This is a genomic window from Plastoroseomonas hellenica, from assembly GCF_018129085.1.
GTDB lineage: Bacteria > Pseudomonadota > Alphaproteobacteria > Acetobacterales > Acetobacteraceae > Plastoroseomonas > Plastoroseomonas hellenica.
The window spans coordinates 143286-158350 of the sequence record NZ_JAAGBB010000007.1; the positions used below are offsets into that span (position 1 = coordinate 143286).

Annotated in this window: 14 protein-coding genes; 8 read left to right on the top strand and 6 right to left on the bottom strand. The window is 70.1% G+C overall.

Features of this window, described 5'->3' with window-relative positions; translation table 11 throughout:
- Positions 1–115: 115 nt before the first annotated feature.
- From GXW71_RS08065 to GXW71_RS08080, 4 genes are read right to left on the bottom strand one after another with little or no spacing between them, the layout of a single operon-like run.
- The gene (locus tag GXW71_RS08065) at positions 116–598 is read right to left on the bottom strand and encodes a (2Fe-2S)-binding protein (RefSeq protein ID WP_246526383.1); all 483 of its coding nucleotides are present in this window, start codon (positions 596–598) and stop codon (positions 116–118) included.
- The gene (locus tag GXW71_RS08070) at positions 595–1398 is read right to left on the bottom strand and encodes an FAD binding domain-containing protein (protein WP_211851905.1); all 804 of its coding nucleotides are present in this window, start codon (positions 1396–1398) and stop codon (positions 595–597) included. The genes GXW71_RS08065 and GXW71_RS08070 overlap by 4 nt, the downstream gene beginning before the upstream one ends.
- On the bottom strand, positions 1395–3746 hold the full coding sequence (locus GXW71_RS08075) for a xanthine dehydrogenase family protein molybdopterin-binding subunit (RefSeq protein ID WP_367617267.1): 2352 nt from the start codon (positions 3744–3746) through the stop codon (positions 1395–1397). Before GXW71_RS08075 ends, GXW71_RS08070 begins: the two co-directional genes overlap by 4 nt.
- A complete protein-coding gene (locus GXW71_RS08080; RefSeq protein WP_211851906.1) occupies positions 3743–5032 on the bottom strand; it encodes an amidohydrolase/deacetylase family metallohydrolase in 1290 nt (429 codons plus the stop codon). The genes GXW71_RS08075 and GXW71_RS08080 overlap by 4 nt, the downstream gene beginning before the upstream one ends.
- A gap of 372 nt (positions 5033–5404) precedes the next feature.
- On the opposite strand from GXW71_RS08080, the gene GXW71_RS08085 reads away from it, so the two are divergent.
- The 8 genes from GXW71_RS08085 to GXW71_RS08120 are packed head-to-tail and all read left to right on the top strand — an operon-like array spanning position 5405 to position 12781.
- Positions 5405–6430: an ABC transporter substrate-binding protein gene (locus GXW71_RS08085; RefSeq protein ID WP_211851907.1), complete on the top strand. Its 1026-nt coding sequence runs from the start codon at positions 5405–5407 to the stop codon at positions 6428–6430.
- Positions 6427–7191, top strand: coding sequence for an SDR family NAD(P)-dependent oxidoreductase (locus GXW71_RS08090; RefSeq protein ID WP_211851908.1), 765 nt, complete (start codon positions 6427–6429; stop codon positions 7189–7191). Before GXW71_RS08085 ends, GXW71_RS08090 begins: the two co-directional genes overlap by 4 nt.
- 12 nt (positions 7192–7203) lie before the next feature.
- Entirely contained in the window at positions 7204–8181 is a 978-nt protein-coding gene (locus tag GXW71_RS08095; protein ID WP_211851909.1) for an isopenicillin N synthase family dioxygenase, read from the top strand.
- A 23-nt stretch (positions 8182–8204) separates the two neighbouring features.
- On the top strand, positions 8205–9362 hold the full coding sequence (locus GXW71_RS08100) for an ABC transporter substrate-binding protein (protein WP_246526384.1): 1158 nt from the start codon (positions 8205–8207) through the stop codon (positions 9360–9362).
- A gap of 18 nt (positions 9363–9380) precedes the next feature.
- Positions 9381–10253 (top strand): branched-chain amino acid ABC transporter permease, encoded by an 873-nt coding sequence (locus tag GXW71_RS08105; protein ID WP_211851910.1) that lies wholly within the window; start codon positions 9381–9383, stop codon positions 10251–10253.
- Entirely contained in the window at positions 10250–11281 is a 1032-nt protein-coding gene (locus GXW71_RS08110) for a branched-chain amino acid ABC transporter permease (protein WP_211851911.1), read from the top strand. The genes GXW71_RS08105 and GXW71_RS08110 overlap by 4 nt, the downstream gene beginning before the upstream one ends.
- Positions 11278–12075: an ABC transporter ATP-binding protein gene (locus GXW71_RS08115; protein ID WP_211851912.1), complete on the top strand. Its 798-nt coding sequence runs from the start codon at positions 11278–11280 to the stop codon at positions 12073–12075. Before GXW71_RS08110 ends, GXW71_RS08115 begins: the two co-directional genes overlap by 4 nt.
- Positions 12062–12781, top strand: a complete 720-nt coding sequence (locus GXW71_RS08120; RefSeq protein ID WP_211851913.1) for an ABC transporter ATP-binding protein — start codon at positions 12062–12064, stop codon at positions 12779–12781. Before GXW71_RS08115 ends, GXW71_RS08120 begins: the two co-directional genes overlap by 14 nt.
- Positions 12782–12974: 193 nt before the next feature.
- Here GXW71_RS08120 and GXW71_RS08125 read toward each other — a convergent pair whose 3' ends face one another.
- Positions 12975–13412 carry a MarR family winged helix-turn-helix transcriptional regulator gene (locus tag GXW71_RS08125; protein WP_211851914.1) on the bottom strand — a complete coding sequence of 146 codons (438 nt, stop codon included), beginning with the start codon at positions 13410–13412 and terminating at the stop codon, positions 12975–12977.
- A gap of 194 nt (positions 13413–13606) precedes the next feature.
- Positions 13607–15007: an aspartate aminotransferase family protein gene (locus GXW71_RS08130; protein ID WP_211851915.1), complete on the bottom strand. Its 1401-nt coding sequence runs from the start codon at positions 15005–15007 to the stop codon at positions 13607–13609.
- Positions 15008–15065: the final 58 nt, after the last annotated feature.

Here is a 15065-nt window from a genome sequence, read left to right on the forward strand (position 1 = left end):
CCGTGTCGGCCTGGAGCATGATGCGCTCGCAACTGCTCACGCATCATGTGCTCCAGCACTTTGTTTGATTGTGTGATTCAGACTTCTTGGCGATTCCGCCTCAAGTCATCACACTCTACGGCGCCGTGCCGCGCCGCTCCGCGAGGACGCGCAGCACGGCGTGGACGATGCCGCGATAGCCGGTGCAGCGGCAGAGATTGCCCGACAGCTCCTCCCGCACCCGTGCTTCATCGGCATCGGGCAGCCGCAGGATGATGTCGCGCGCTGTGATCAGCATGCCCGGCGTGCAGTAGCCGCACTGCAGCGCGTGCTCGGCGGAGAAGGCTTCGCGCAGCGCCGCCATCACCGGATCGGCGTCGAAGCCTTCGATGCTGCGCACAGCGGCGCCGTCGCAGGCGCCCGCATGGGTGATGCAGGACCTTGCCGGGATGCCGTCCAGCTCCACGGTGCAGGCGCCGCAGACGCCATGCTCGCAGCCGAGATGGGTGCCGGTGAGCAGCAATGCGCCGCGCAGCAGATCGGCCAGATGCGTACGTGGCTCGGCCACCAGCTCGGCGGCCTTGCCATTGACCGTCATGCGGATCGGCATCCGGCTCATTCTTCCATCTCCCAGGCGGCCAGGGCGGCGCGATGCAGCGCGGTGCGCACCAGGGCGGCCCGCCAGGGATCGCGCAATGCCAAGCCCGCCACGATCCGTGCCGCCTCGGCCTCCGGCGCCGCGAGCAGCGCACCGGCGTCGGCGATCACCAGGGGGGGCATGTCGAGCGCCGCCAGCACCGCGCGCGGCGGTTCGCCCGGTACCGCCAGGACGCAGGCTGTCGCCTTGGAGAATTCGCCCGGCTTGCGGCAGAATTTCCAATGGCCCCATCGCGCCTCCGGCGGCAGCACCGGCAGCTCGATGGCGCGCAGCACCTCATCCGGCCGCAGCGCCGTCTCCATGAGGCCCAGGACGAAATCGGCCAGCGGAATCCGCCGTTCCCCGGAGGCACCGAGCGCGATCGCCGCACCATCGAAGCAGGGCAGCACCGCGACCCAGTCCGCCGCGGGATCGGCATGCGCCAGGCTGCCGCCGATCGTGCCGCGGTTGCGCACCGCGCGATAGGCGATGCGCCGCGCCACACCCGCCAGGATCGCGCCGAGCCGCCCGGGGATCGCGCCGTCCTCGATCTCCGCATGGCTGGTGCCGGCGCCGATCCGACAATACCCGTCCTGCACCGCGACGCCGGCAAAGCCCGGCAGATGCCGGAGATCGATGACCGTGGCCGGCTGCGCCAGCCGCAGGTTCAGCATCGGGCCGAGCGACTGGCCGCCGGCCAGGGGCCGCGCCCCGTCCCGCAGCAGCGACAGCGCCTCGGGCCAGTCCCCGGGCCGGGCATAGCCGAAGGGCGCGGGTTTCATCGGCGGCGCCCCGCTTCGAGCGCCGCCAGCACCCGGGCCGGGCTCGCGGGCAGGTCGGTGAGTTCTGCGCCGAAGCGATGCAGCGCGTCGTTGATGGCGTTGACGATCGCGGCCGGCGGGCCGATCGCGCCGCTCTCGCCGATGCCCTTCTGGCCGAAGCGGGTCCAGGGGCTCGGCGTCTCCATGTGGTCGAGCCGGACATCCGGCACCTCGGTGGCGCCGGGCAGCAGGTAATCGGCGAGCGTGCCCGCCAGCGGCTGGCCGGCGGCATCGAAGGGCATCTCCTCATAGAGCGCCGTGCCGATGCCCTGGGCGAGCCCGCCCAGCACCTGGCCATCCACGATCATCGGGTTGACCAGCTTGCCGCCATCCTCGACCACCACGTAATCCTCCAGCGCCACCGCGCCGGTGTCGCGGTCGATGCGGGCGATGACGGCGTGGCAGGCATAGGAATGGGTGCCGGTGTCCGGATCCGGGCGATAGCCGGCGGTGACCTCGAGCCCTCCGGTATCGACGTCGCGTGCCAGATGCTGCGGCCGCCGGTACCAGGTGCGTGCGATCTCTTCCAGCGCGACCGCGGCGCTGCCGTCGCGCCGCCGCACGGCGCCGCCGGCGAGCTCGACCGCCTCGGGCCCGGCCTGCAGCAGCACGGCGCCGATCGCGAGCGCCCGCTCGCCCAGCAGGCGGCAGGCTTCGGCGACCGCGCCACCGGCCATCACCATGGCGCGGCTGCCCCAGGTGCCAGTGGAATAGGGGGTCAGCGCGGTGTCGCCATGCACCACCCGGATGCGCGCGGTGGGCACGCCCAGCACCTCATGCGCCACCTGCGCCAGCGTGGTCTCCAGCCCCTGGCCGTGGCTGTGCACGCCGGTGCGCAGCTCCAGCCCGCCATCCGGGGTGAAGCGGGCCAGCGCCTGTTCGTAGCCGGGCACCATGGGGATGCCCCAGCCGTGATAGACCGAAGTGCCATGCGCACCCTGCTCGCAGAAGATGCCGAGACCGAAGCCGACGTATTCCCCCGCCGCCTGGCGCGCGCGCAACCGATCGAGGTCGAAGCAGGCGATGGCGCGGCGCAGTGCTTCCGGATAGTCGCCGCTGTCGAAGACCTTGCCGACGAGGTTGCGGTACGGCATGGCCTCCGGTGGCACGAGATTGGCGAGGCGGATGGCGTCCGTGCCGATGCCGAGCTGGCGCGCCAGCGCATCCAGCGTGGTCTCCATCGCATAGCAGACGCCGGTGCGGGCGACGCCGCGATAGGGCAGGATCGGCGGCTTGTTGGTGCAGGCCGAGACGGTGCGGCAGCGGAAACGCGGCAGGGTGTAGGGGCCGGGAAAGATCGAGCCGATCTGCGCCGCTTCCAGGCAGGCGCTGAAGGGGTAGGAGGAATAGGCGCCGGCATCGACCGTCGCATCAACCTCGACGCCCAGCAGCCGGCCTTCGCGATCCGCCCAGGCGGTGACGACGTAATGGTGCTCCCGGCAATTGGCATTGGCGGTGAGCTGCTCCAGCCGATCCTCGATCCAGCGCACCGGCCGGTCGAGCCGCATCGCGAGATGGGCCGAGACTACCTCCTCCGGCAGCAGGATGCCCTTGTAGCCGAAGCCGCCGCCGACATCGGGCGCGATGACGCGCACCTGCGCTTCGTCCAGGCCGAGAATCTCCGCGAGCCCGGTCCTGATCACATGCGGCATCTGGGCGGAACTGGTGACGATGAGCTGCTCCAGCCGCGGATCCCATTCCGCCAGCACGCCGCGGCCTTCGAGCGGCGCCATGCAGTGCCGCGCGGTGCGCAGCCGGCGGGTCACCTTGGCAGCGGCAATCCCGTCGAGGTCCGAAAGATCCTCCTCGCGTCGCGTCTCGAGGAAGGCGTTGTCGGGCCAGTGCTCATGGATCAGGGCCGCATCCGGCGCGCGGGCGGCCAGCATGTCCGTCACCACCGGCAATTCCTCGTAGTCGAGGGTGCAGGCGGCGGCGAGGTCCTCAGCCTCGGCGCGGGTCGGCGCGACGCAGGCGGCGATCGCCTCGCCGACATGCCGCAGCTTGCCACGCGCCAGCACCGGCTGCTCCGAGACGCGGAAGCCCGCCAGGTTGGAGGCGGCGCGGATGGCGCCCACCCCCAGCAGGTCGCCTGCGGTGAAGACGCGATCCTCGGCGCCCTCTGGCTTCGTCACTCCGAGCAGGCGGGCATGCGCGACGGGGCTGCGCAGGAAGGCGACCTCCAGCATGCCGGCTTGCGTGATGTCGCCGACATAGCGCCCACGGCCGCGCAGGAAGCGCGCATCCTCCTTGCGGCGCAGGCTGGCGCCGACCCCCTGCGGCGGCGCGTCGGCCGCTCCCACCGCCGTCACGCGGCCCCGGCGAGCACAGGGCGCGGCAGCACCACCGAATCGGCATCGTAGCGGCGGCCCGCACGCAGGCAGAACAGCGGCCGCAGCAGACGCTCCGCCACCACCTGCGTGCCTTCATTGTCCTGCAGCAGGAAGCGGCCGCGCTCATCGGAGAGGATGGAGATGTCGGCTTCCGTCCCGGGGCGCAGCGTGCCGATCTCGCCCGGCATCCGCAGCATCTCCGCGCAGTTGCTGGTGACCATGCGCACCACCTGCTCCAACCCGAGACCGAGTGCGAGCATGCTGGTCATGGCGGAGGCGAGGGAGAAATTCTGCTTGCCGGCGAAGAGGTGCATCTCCTCCTTGTCCGGGTGCTCCTCCGGCGTGCCGCGCGGCTTCGGGATGGTGGTGTTGTAGCCGTGCATGTCGGCGCCCAGCGTCTCCGGCACCACGCCGGCTTCCAGCACCAGCCGCGCCATCCGGAAGGAGAAATGCGAGCCGTGGCCGACATCCACCTTGAGGCCGCGCGCCAGGGCTTCGCGCACCACCGGATGCAGCTTTCCCGTGCGGTCGACGAAACCGCCGGGGTGCCGGGTGAAGGGATGCGCCAGGATGTCGCCCGGGCGCATGATCTCGATCATCTCCGGCAGGATCGCATCGGGGTCGTAAGAGGCCACCTGCTCCGGCAGCGGCCAGAGCTGGCCGAAATGGATGTAGAGCGGTCGGTCGAGCTCGCGCGCGATCATCGCGGCGCGGCGCATCGCCTCATTGCCCCAGCGGGTGAAGCCGCCGATCTCGGCATGACCCTTGATGCCGCGCACCAGATCGGCGTTCTCGCGGCCGCAGCGGACCGTGTCCTCCACGGCGATGCAGTCGGGGCGGTAGAGCTCGGGATAGTAATGCCCCTCCAGGCCGCCGACCATGTAGGCGGAGAGGAAGGCGAGGACGCGGCTCGCGGCCGGCTTCACGGCGTATTCGCGGAAGCCCGGGAAGGTCAGCACCGAGGGGCCGCCCTGGTCCACCAGGGTGGTGACGCCCGAATGCACGCCGACCATGTCGGCATCCAGCCCGAAGCGGCCGGTGACATAGCGGTAGACATGCGCGTGGGTGTCGATCATGCCCGGCAGCACCAGGCGGCCGGAGGCATCCACCACCTCCCGCGCCGGTCCGGGGAGCGCGGCGCCGACCGCGGCGATGCGGCCTTCCCGCACCGCCACATCGGCGATGCCGTCGATCCCCTGCGATGGATCGATGACCCGCCCGCCGCGCAGCACGATGTCATAGGGTCCCGCCTCAGTGAAATCCATGACCGGCCTCCTGCATCCGGCGGGCTTGCCCCGCGCGGGGATGTCTCCGGCTGAAGCCACGCAAGGCGCATGCCATTCCGGACAGGCGTCGGAGGACGCGCAATGGCTGCGATACGTCCCGCCATTATGTGGCTGGCACCACGCGAAGAAATAGCCGGCTTCTCCGCATGTCTGCACGAAATATGTGGGTGTCAGCACATTTTTTGCGCATCCGCGGAGCCGTTCGCCGGAGAGATGGGCGATCGCCGGTGAGGCTTTGCGGCCGGATATCCGAATGGTGTGTGTCGTCGTTGCGGGCGGCTTTGGGTCGGACATGTTTGGCATCGGGCTTGCTTGGCATCGGTCATCCGCTGCGCATGGAGGCGCTGGCCCATGACCAGACCCGGTTTCGGTGACCTGCTGGCCGTGCTTGCCCTGCTGATCACGGCGCTGCTGGCGCCGGCGCGATCCGAGGCGCAGACGGCCCTTCGCTTCGCCTGGGATTGGGCGCCGCAGGGCTACCACGCCATCTGGGCGCTGGCCGAGGAGCGCGGCCTGTTCCGCGACGGCGGGCTGCGCGTGCAGATGGATCGCGGCTACGGGTCAGGCGACACGATCGCCAAGGTCGCCTCGGGTGCCTATGACGTCGGCTTCGCCGACGTCAACTCGCTGGTGCAGTTCAACGCCCGGACCCCCGAGCGCCGCGTCATCGCCGTGATGGTGGTGTTCGACCGCAACCCGGCCGCCGTGGTCACGCTGCGCCGCACCGGCATCCGCACTCCGGCCGACCTCCGGGGGCGCAACCTCGGTGCGCCGGAGGGCGAGTCCAGCCGCCTGCTGTTCCCGGCCTTCGCGCGCGCCGCCGGCATCGATGCCGGCACGATCCGCTGGACCTCCATGACCGCGAGCCTGCGCGAGGCAATGCTGGCGTCCGGCCAGGTGGAGGGGATCACGGGCCTGCAGATGTCCGCCGTGATCAGCCTGCGCGCCGCCGGCGTGCGGGCGGAGGACATCGTCGTGCTGCCCTATGCCGATGCCGGGCTCGATCTCTACGGCCACGGCGTGGTCGCCTCCGCGTCCTTCGCCGAGCGCAATCCTGAGGCGCTGCGCAGCTTCATCCGCGCCACGCTCGGCGGCCTGCGCGCGGCGCTGGCCGACCCGCAGGCCGGCATGGCGGCGATGCGGCGCCGTGAATCGCTGTTCGACGAAGCCCTGGAGCTGCAGCGTTTCACCATGACGCGTGACGTCGCGATCATGACCGACGGTGTCCGCCAGAACGGCTTCGGCACCATGGCGCCGGATCGCATGCAGCGCCTGGTCGCGGTGAACGCAGAGGTCAACCAGGTGGCCAATCCGCCGGCTGCGGAGAGCCTCTACACCAACGACTTCCTGCCGCCCGTCGCGGAGCGCATGCCGTGAGCGAGGCGCCGCTTGGCGGCAAGGTCGCGGTGGTGACGGGCGGCGGCGCCGGCATCGGCTATGCCCTGGCCGAGGGGCTGGGGCGGCGTGGGGCCGCCATCCTGATCGCCGACCGCATCGGCGCGGAGGATGCCGCCGCGCGGCTGCGCGATCAGGGCCTGCGTGCCGAGGGCGTTACTGCCGATGTGACCTCGGAGGCGGAGATGGCGGCGATGGCCGAGGCCGCCGAGCGGCAATTCGGCGGCATCGACATCTTGGTCAACAATGCCGGGATCTACGCCACCCTGACGCCGAAGCCCTTCGAGGAGCTCGACGTCGCGGAGTGGCGGCGGGTGCTGGATGTCAACGTGATCGGCACCTTCCTCTGCTGCCGCGCGGCGCTCCCGGCGCTCAGGCGGCGCGGCGGCGGGCGCATCGTCAACATCAGCTCGGGCGTCGCCTTCAAGGGCAACCCCTACATGGCGCATTACGTGTCCAGCAAAGGCGCGGTGGTGTCGCTGACGCGGGCGCTCGCCACCGAGCTCGGCCGGCATGGCGTGCTGGTGAACAGCGTCGCGCCGGGCTTCACGCTGAGCGACGGGGTGCGGCGCAACCCGGCCTTGGTCGCGGGCGTGAAGGAGGCATCGCTCCGTACCCGCGTCCTCGCCCGCGACATGCTGCCGGCAGACCTGGTCGGCGCCGTGTGTTTCTTCGCGGGTCCCGATGCCGCCTTCATCACCGGCCAGACGCTGGTGGTCGACGGCGGCGCCTATTTCCACTGAAGGGGCGGAACCATGGGTGGCATTCCGGTCATCGATCTCAGCACCGCGTTCGGCGGCAGCGCCGCCGAACGTCTGCGGGTCGGCCGTGAGATCGACCGCATTTGCCGCGAGATCGGCTTTTTCACCATCGCCGGCCATGGCGTGCCGGCGCCGGTGATGGACGCGCTGCGCGACACCGCCAACGCCTTCTTCGCCCTGCCGCTTGCGGAGAAGCAACGCGCCATCCATCCGGTGAAGGGGACGCCACGCGGCTACATCGCGCTCGGTGTCGAGGCGCTGTCGCTCGGCAATGCGCTGGCGACGCCGCCCGACCTCAAGGAGTATTATCACTTCGGCCGGCAGTCCTGGCCCGATGAGCCCTACTACGCTTCGGCCGAAGGGCAGCGCTATTTCCTGCCGAATCTTTGGCCGGAGCGGCCGCAAGGCTTCGCCGATGCCGCCGCGGCCTATTACGCGGCGATGGAGCATCTGACGGTCGAGATGATGCGCCTGGCCGCACTCGGCCTCGGCATTCCCGAGCACTTCTTCGACGACAAGATCGACCGCCACATCACCGCGATGCGGCTCAACCACTATCCGGAGCAGACCGCGCCGCCGGCGCCCGGCCAGCTCCGCGCCGGGGCGCATACCGATTACGGCCTGCTGACCATCCTGAACGGCGAGAACGTGCCGGGCGGGCTGCAGGTGCAGACCCGCGACGGCCGATGGCTGGATGTCGAGACGGATCCGCTGCGCTTCGTCGTCAATATCGGCGACCTCCTGATGCGCTGGACCAATGACCGCTGGGTCTCGAACGTCCATCGCGTGGTCAACCCGCCCGACAGCAGCGCCGCGCGCAGCCGCCGCCTGTCGATCGCCTTCTTCCATCACCCGAACTACGACGCCCTGATCGAGTGCATCGCCCCGCCGGGTGCCGCCAAGTATCCGCCGGTGCTCTCCGGCGCCTACCGGGACGAGAAGTACCGCCAGACCCGCGTCGCAGCCGCTTGATCCAACCCCAGGGAGCCACCCGCATGCTGAACCGACGCACCGCCCTGCTGTCAGGCCTTGCCATGCCGGCGCTTCTGCGAACCGCCAGCGCCCAGTCCGACGGGCCGATCCGCATCGGCATGACGCAGCCGCTGACCGGCGCGGTCGCCGCTTCCGGCAACTACGTCGCCAATGGCGCGAAGATCGCGGTCGAGGTGCTGAACCGCGCGGGCGGCGTCATGGGCCGGCCGCTGGAGCTGATCCTGGAGGACAACAAGTCGAACCCGCGCGAGGCCGTCGCCGCGGCCGAGAAACTGGTGCTGCGGGACAGGGTGCCGGTGCTGATCGGCGCCTGGAGCTCGACCTTCACGCTCTCCATCATGCCGAAGCTGCTGGAATACCGCGTGCCGATGGTGGTCGAGACCTCCTCGGCCGAGCGCATCACCACCTCCGGCAACCCCTGGGTCTTCCGCATCGCGCCGACCTCGGCGATGGAGGCGGCGGCCTTCCGCGAACTGTTGGGCAAGTTCGATCCGCCGATCCGCCGGATCGACTTCCTCTCGGTCAACAACGATTTCGGCCGGGGCGCCACGGAGAAATTCTCGGCGGCGCTCGGCGGTGCGGGGATCGCGATCGGCCGCAGCGAAACCATGACGCCGGAAGCGACCGACCTCTCGGCGCAGCTCACAGCGCTCAAGCAGTCGGACGGCGACACCGTGTTCCTGACCACGGGCGTCGAGCAGCAGACCCTGATGCTGCGCCAGGCGGTGGAGCAGCGCCTCGGCAAGCGCATCGTGACGACCGGCGGCTCCTTCCCCGACGCGCTGCTCGCCAATCCGCTGCCGCCGGGCAATGCGAGCTTCCACATCCTGTTCTACGCGCCCTGGTTCCCCGAGCGGGCGCCCTATCCGCAGATCGCCGAGACCTACACCGCCGAATGGAACCGGAAGGGCTGGGAATTCGCAGGGTTGACCGAGGGCTTCCGCGGCTATGACGCCGTGCTGACGGTCGCCGAGGCGATCCGGCTGGCCGGCCGGGCCGAAGGCGAGGCGATCCGCGAGGCGCTCTGGCGCGTCGATATCCATGGCGTCAACGGTGACATCCGCTTCGTCAAGGAAGGCCCGGCGGGGCGGGAGAGCGGCCAGAACCGGCCGAACGTTTCCATCATCCGCCTGGCCGAGGGCAGGACCAGCCTGCTCTGAACGCGTGAGGCGAATGCGATGGACCAGGCCCTGCAGCACCTCGTCAACGGCACTGTCCTCGGCGGCACCTATGCGCTGCTGGGGATCGGGCTGACCTTGATCTTCGGCGTCATGCGTGTGGTGAACTTCACCCATGGCGAGCTCTACGCCTTCGGCGCCTACATGGTCTACGCGCTGGTGTCGCTGCTCGGGATCAACTTCTACCTCTCGCTCCTGCTGGCGGCACTCCTCGGCGCCGCCCTCGGCGCGGCGATCGAGCTCCTGCTGCTGCGGCCGCTGCGCCGGGCCGACATCGATTCCGTCATGCTGGTGATGATCGGCGCCGCGCTGGTGCTGCAGAACGCGGAGATGTGGGGCTGGGGCGGCGTCGCCAAGCTGGTGCCGAGCCCCTTCGCGGGCACGCCGCTGGTGGTGGGCCCGATTTCGGTGATGCCGCTCCGGATCTTCGTGCTGCTGGTCGCCTGCGCGCTGCTGCTCGGCTTCTGGCTGCTGCTGGACCGCACGCGCGCCGGCACCGCCATGCGCGCAACCTTCCAGGATGCGGAAGCCGCGGCGCTGATGGGCGTCAGGGTCGGCTGGGTGAACACGGCGACCTTCGCCATCGGCTCCGGCCTCGCCGCCGCCGCGGGCGCGCTGCTCGGGCCGGTCTTCATGGTCTCGCCGACCATGGGGGATCTGGTCGGGCTGAAGGCTTTCGCCATCGTCATCCTCGGCGGCCTCGGCAATCTGCCGGGGGCGGCGATCGGCGGCTTTGCGCTTGGCTATATCGAGGAATTCGGCGGCGGCTACGTCTCCACCGAATACCGGGATGCCTTCGGCTTCCTGCTGATCATCCTGGTCCTCGCGATCCGTCCGCAGGGCCTCGTCGCGCCGCGGGAGCGGGTCGGATGAGCGCCGTGCCCGGTTGGTGCTTCGTCGCCGCGATGGCGGCGCTGCCGCTGGTCCTGCCGGACCTCTACCTGCTCTCGGTGCTGACCTCCGCCGGCATCTTCATCATCGGCGCCATCAGCCTGAACCTGCTGCTCGGCTATACCGGCCAGCTCAGCCTGGGGCATGCGGCCTTTTTCGGGCTCGGCGCCTATGCCAGTGCGCTGGCCTCGCTCGGCTTCGATATCGGCATCGGCTTCGGGCTGCGGCTCACGCTGCCGCCGCAGCCGGTCTGGATCGGCTTCCTGGCCGCCATCGCTGTCGCGGGCGGCTTCGGCTGGCTGCTCGGCCGGCTCGCCTTCCGGGTGCGCGGCGCCTACTTCGTCATCATCACCATCTGCTTCGCCCAGGTGCTGCGGATGGTGGCGCTGAACTGGGTGGAGCTCACCCAGGGGCCGATGGCGCTGATCGGCCTGTCGCCCTTCTCCCTTTGGCTGCCCGGGCAGGGCGTCGTGGAGCTTTATGCCAAGAACCAGACCTATTGGCTGGTGCTGGGCGTCGCCGTGCTCTGCTTCCTCGTGGTGCGGCAGATCGTCCATTCGCGCGTCGGCCGCGCCCTGGTCGCGCTGCGCGAGAATGAGACGCTGGCGCGTTCCGTCGGCATCCGGGTGACGCATTACCTGGTCATCGCGACCGTGGTCTCGGCCGGCATCGCCGGCGCGGCAGGCAGCCTCTTCGCGCACAACGTCCGCATCGTCGATCCGGACGTCTTCCTGTTCATCTACACCGTCACGATGGTCATCATGGTGATCACCGGCGGCAAGGGCACGCTCTGGGGGCCGGTGGTGGGCGGCCTCATCTTCGGCCTGCTGCCCGATCTGCTGCGCGGCGCGGCGCCGCCGGAAGCGCAGTGGATCGCCTATGGCGTCGCCATGATCCTGCTCGTCATGTTCCTGCCGCGCGGCATCGTGCCCGCCATCGCCGCGCTGATGCCCGCACGTCGGCCAGGCAGGGGCGCCACCGCCAGCCCCGTGTCGCAGGAAGCCCCATGAGCGCGCCGCCCCTGTTGTCCGTCGAACAGGTCGCGGTGCAGATCGGCGGCCTGGTCGCCATCGCCGACCTCAGCTTCACGGTCGCGGAGGGCGAGGTCGTCAGCCTGATCGGGCCCAACGGCGCCGGCAAGACCACCGCCTTCAACGTCATCACCGGCTACATGCGTCCGAGGGACGGCCGGGTCCGCTTCCGGGGCCAGGATCTCGTCGGCCAGGCGCCGGAGCGGATCGCGGCGGCGGGCCTGGTGCGGAGCTTCCAGCGCACCAGCATCTTCGGCCGCTGCACCGTGTTCGAGAACGCACGGATGGCGCTGCATCTGCGTGGCCGCACCGGGTTGCTCGGCGCCTTGCTCCGCCTACCCGCGGCGCGGCGGGAGGAAGCACGGCTGCAGGAGGAAGCCTGGGCCATGCTGGATTTCGTGGGCCTGGCCGCTCGCGCCGACACGCCGGCTGAATCCCTCGCCTATGGCGAGCAGCGCCGCCTCGGCATCGCACTGGCCGCCGCCGCGGCGCCGCAACTCCTGCTGCTGGACGAGCCCGCCGCCGGGCTGAACCCGTCCGAGACCGCCGAATGCATGGCTCTGATCCGGCGGCTCCGCGACCGCGGCACCACCATCCTGCTGGTGGAGCACGACATGGCGATGGTGATGCGCATCTCCGACCGCATCGTGGTGCTGAACCAGGGCCGCGTCATCGCCGCCGGGCCGCCGGCCGAGATCCGCGAGGATCCGGACGTCATCCGCGCCTATCTCGGCGGCGCCCCGGGATGGGAGAGCGCGCATGCTGCGGCTTGAAGAGGTCGAGGTCGCCTATGGCCGCGTCGCGGCGCTGCGCGGCATCTCGCTGGAGGTGCGCGAGGGCGAGCTGGTCAGCCTGATTGGCGCCAACGGGGCGGGGAAGTCCACCACGCTGAAGACCGTCAGCGGGTTGCTGAAGCCGGCGGCCGGGCGCGTCACCTGGGATGGGCAGCCGATCGCCGGGCTCTCGCCACGCGAGATCCTGCGGCGCGGCATCGCCCATTGTCCGGAAGGGCGGCGCGTCTTCCCGCATCTCTCGGTGCGGGAGAACCTGATGATGGGCGCATTGCTGCGGCGCGACGCCGCCGGCATCGCCCAGGATCTCGATGCAATGTATGCGCGCTTCCCCCGCCTGCAGGAGCGCGCCGGCCAGGCGGCCGGCACGCTCTCTGGCGGCGAGCAGCAGATGCTCGCCATCGCCCGCGCATTGATGTCGCGCCCGCGCCTGGTGATGTTCGACGAGCCCTCGCTCGGCCTCGCGCCAGCTTTGGTGCAGCAGGTCTTCGAGATCGTGCAGGAGGTGCGGCGCCAGGGGTTGATGGTACTGATGGTCGAGCAGAACGCGCTGGCGGCGCTCGGCCTCTGCGACCGTGCCTATCTGCTGGAGACCGGACGGGTGGTCCGCGCCGGCAGCGGGCCAGCGCTGATGGCCAGCGCCGATGTGCGCGAGGCCTATCTCGGTGGGCGCGCCTTCGCTGCCTGATACGAACGGCGCGATTGCTTTACTCGTGCCGAGCGCCCGAATGGGCGCCGCCGGTAGTCCGGCGTCACGCCGGAGGCGTGCTATTCGCACAAAGCCAAGCTGCGCGGATGCGCAGCGCGTCACGCGAGCAGCGTGCTCTTCGCACGACGCGTTTGAGGGGGCGTTGATCGCTTTTCGATCAACGACACAAGTATCATCTTACTTTTGGCGGAGAGTCGCCGATCGCGCTGTGATGGTCCACCAATTGCCGCAGCAGGCGCAGGAAGGGCGCGCGCCGCCGTTCCGGCAGGGGCTCCACCAGCCGGTCATGGGCCCGGGCGACGCAGGCCTGCATCGCGGCGAAGACCTCCGTGCCGCGGCGGGTGAGGAACAGCATCTTGGCCCGCCGGTCCTGGCCGCGCTTGGCGAGCAGGAGTCCGGCCGCCTCGAGGCGGCGCACCACGTCCGCGGTGGTGAAGCGATCCAGCCGCAGGCCGGCCGCGGCGACGCCCTGTTCCATGCCGGGCATATGGGCCAGCAGGGTCAGCAGGCTGTACTGCACCGGGGTCACGCCGAAGGCGGCGCATTCTTCCTGGAACATCGCCGAATGCACCTGGTGCAGCCGGCGGATCAGCACGCCGGGCCGTTCCATCAGCACAGCGCCCGGGTCGCCCCGGCGGGTTGTGGATGCGTTCGGCGAAGCAGGCCGGCGCCCCCGCGGCGCGGCGTCATCAAGGGGCGGGCGGGTGGCCATGCCGGGCACAACTCCTGAAGATCTCAGCCGGAGCGGTGTCCGAGCGGTGAGGGGCCGGACCCGGCCCCCCTTTTCCTTCCCGACCTGGGCCGTCAGACGACGGCCAGGCCTTCGCGGCGGAGCTGGACGGAGAGCGCGTCCAGCGCCTTGCCGAAGCGCGCGACCATGTCGTCCACCTCGCCTTCCTCCATGATCAGCGGCGGCGAGAAGGCGATGGCGTCGCCCGGCAGCATGCGCAGGATCAGGCCGTTCTCCTCGCCGAGCTTCACCAGCCGCGCCGCCGCCTTCTTCGCGGGGTCGAAGGGCGTCTTCTTGGCCTTGTCGGCGGAGAGCTCGATCGCCGCGATCATGCCGGTGCCGCGGACTTCGCCGACCAGCGGATGGTCGGCGAAGGCGTCGCGCAGCGCCTTCTGCATGTGCGGGCCGACGCGGCGGACATGCCCCAGGATGTCGATCTCGTCATAGATCTTCAGCGTCTCGATCGCGACCGCGGCGGGCACGGGATGGCCGGAATAGGTGAAGCCATGGCCCCAGGTGCCGACCGTGGCGGAGCCTTCGGAGATGCCCTGGAACACCTTCTCGTTCACCAGCACGCCCGAGATCGGCAGGAAGGAGGCCGAGAGCGCCTTGGCGCAGGTCAGGATGTCCGGCTGCACGTCCAGCGTCTGGCTGCCCCAGTAATTGCCGGTGCGGCCGAAGCCGCAGATCACCTCGTCGGCGACCAGCAGCACGTCGTACTTCTTCAGGACCGCCTGGATCTTCGGGAAATAGCCGCGCGGCGGCAGCAGCACGCCGCCGGCGCCCATGATCGGCTCGGCGAACATCGCGGCGACGGTGTCCGGGCCCTCGGCGAGGATCAGCGTCTCCAGCTCGGTCGCGAGGCGTGTCGCGAAATCCTCCTCGCTCTCGCCCTCATGGGCGAAACGGTAGTGGTGCGGGCAGGCGGTGTGCAGGATGCCGGCGATCGGCAGGTCGAAGAGCTTGTGGTTGGCCGGCAGGCCGGTGAGGGATGCAGAGGCCAGGGTGACGCCGTGATAGGCCTTCATCCGGCTGATGATCTTCTTCTTCTGCGGCCGGCCGATGGCGTTGTTGTAGTACCAGATCATCTTGATCGCGCTGTCGTTCGCCTCCGATCCGGAATTGGCGAAGAAGGCCTTGCTCATCGGCACCGGCGCCCGCTGCACCAGCATCTCCGACAGCTCGATCAGCGGCTCGTGCGAGCGGCTGGTGAAGCCGTGATAGAAGGGGAGCTTGCGCATCTGCTCGGTCGCAGCGGCGACCAGACGCTCATTGTCGAAGCCGAGGGCGGCGCACCAGAGGCCGGCCACCGTCTCGATGTATTCGCGCCCGCTGTCGTCGAAGACCCGCACGCCCTTGCCGCGCGTCATGATCAGCGGCCCGTTCTCGGCATGCGCCTTCTGGTCGGTATACGGATGCAGCGCATAGGCGATGTCGCGGGCGGCGGCGGAATTGGGCGCGGCGGGCGGGGTCATGATGCGGCCTTTCGTTGGGACGGCGTCCTCGGGCTAGTGTAGTCGCGAACGCCGTGCG

Excerpts from the sequence above, each read along its gene's own strand:
- GXW71_RS08065 (WP_246526383.1), bottom strand. The coding sequence starts at position 598 with ATGAGCCGGATGCCGATCCGCATGACGGTCAATGGCAAGGCCGCCGAG.
- GXW71_RS08070 (WP_211851905.1), bottom strand. The coding sequence starts at position 1,398 with ATGAAACCCGCGCCCTTCGGCTATGCCCGGCCCGGGGACTGGCCCGAG.
- GXW71_RS08080 (WP_211851906.1), bottom strand. The coding sequence starts at position 5,032 with ATGGATTTCACTGAGGCGGGACCCTATGACATCGTGCTGCGCGGCGGG.
- GXW71_RS08085 (WP_211851907.1), top strand. The coding sequence starts at position 5,405 with ATGACCAGACCCGGTTTCGGTGACCTGCTGGCCGTGCTTGCCCTGCTG.
- GXW71_RS08095 (WP_211851909.1), top strand. The coding sequence starts at position 7,204 with ATGGGTGGCATTCCGGTCATCGATCTCAGCACCGCGTTCGGCGGCAGC.
- GXW71_RS08100 (WP_246526384.1), top strand. The coding sequence starts at position 8,205 with ATGCTGAACCGACGCACCGCCCTGCTGTCAGGCCTTGCCATGCCGGCG.
- GXW71_RS08105 (WP_211851910.1), top strand. The coding sequence starts at position 9,381 with ATGGACCAGGCCCTGCAGCACCTCGTCAACGGCACTGTCCTCGGCGGC.
- GXW71_RS08110 (WP_211851911.1), top strand. The coding sequence starts at position 10,250 with ATGAGCGCCGTGCCCGGTTGGTGCTTCGTCGCCGCGATGGCGGCGCTG.
- GXW71_RS08115 (WP_211851912.1), top strand. The coding sequence starts at position 11,278 with ATGAGCGCGCCGCCCCTGTTGTCCGTCGAACAGGTCGCGGTGCAGATC.
- GXW71_RS08120 (WP_211851913.1), top strand. The coding sequence starts at position 12,062 with ATGCTGCGGCTTGAAGAGGTCGAGGTCGCCTATGGCCGCGTCGCGGCG.
- GXW71_RS08125 (WP_211851914.1), bottom strand. The coding sequence starts at position 13,412 with ATGGAACGGCCCGGCGTGCTGATCCGCCGGCTGCACCAGGTGCATTCG.
- GXW71_RS08130 (WP_211851915.1), bottom strand. The coding sequence starts at position 15,007 with ATGACCCCGCCCGCCGCGCCCAATTCCGCCGCCGCCCGCGACATCGCC.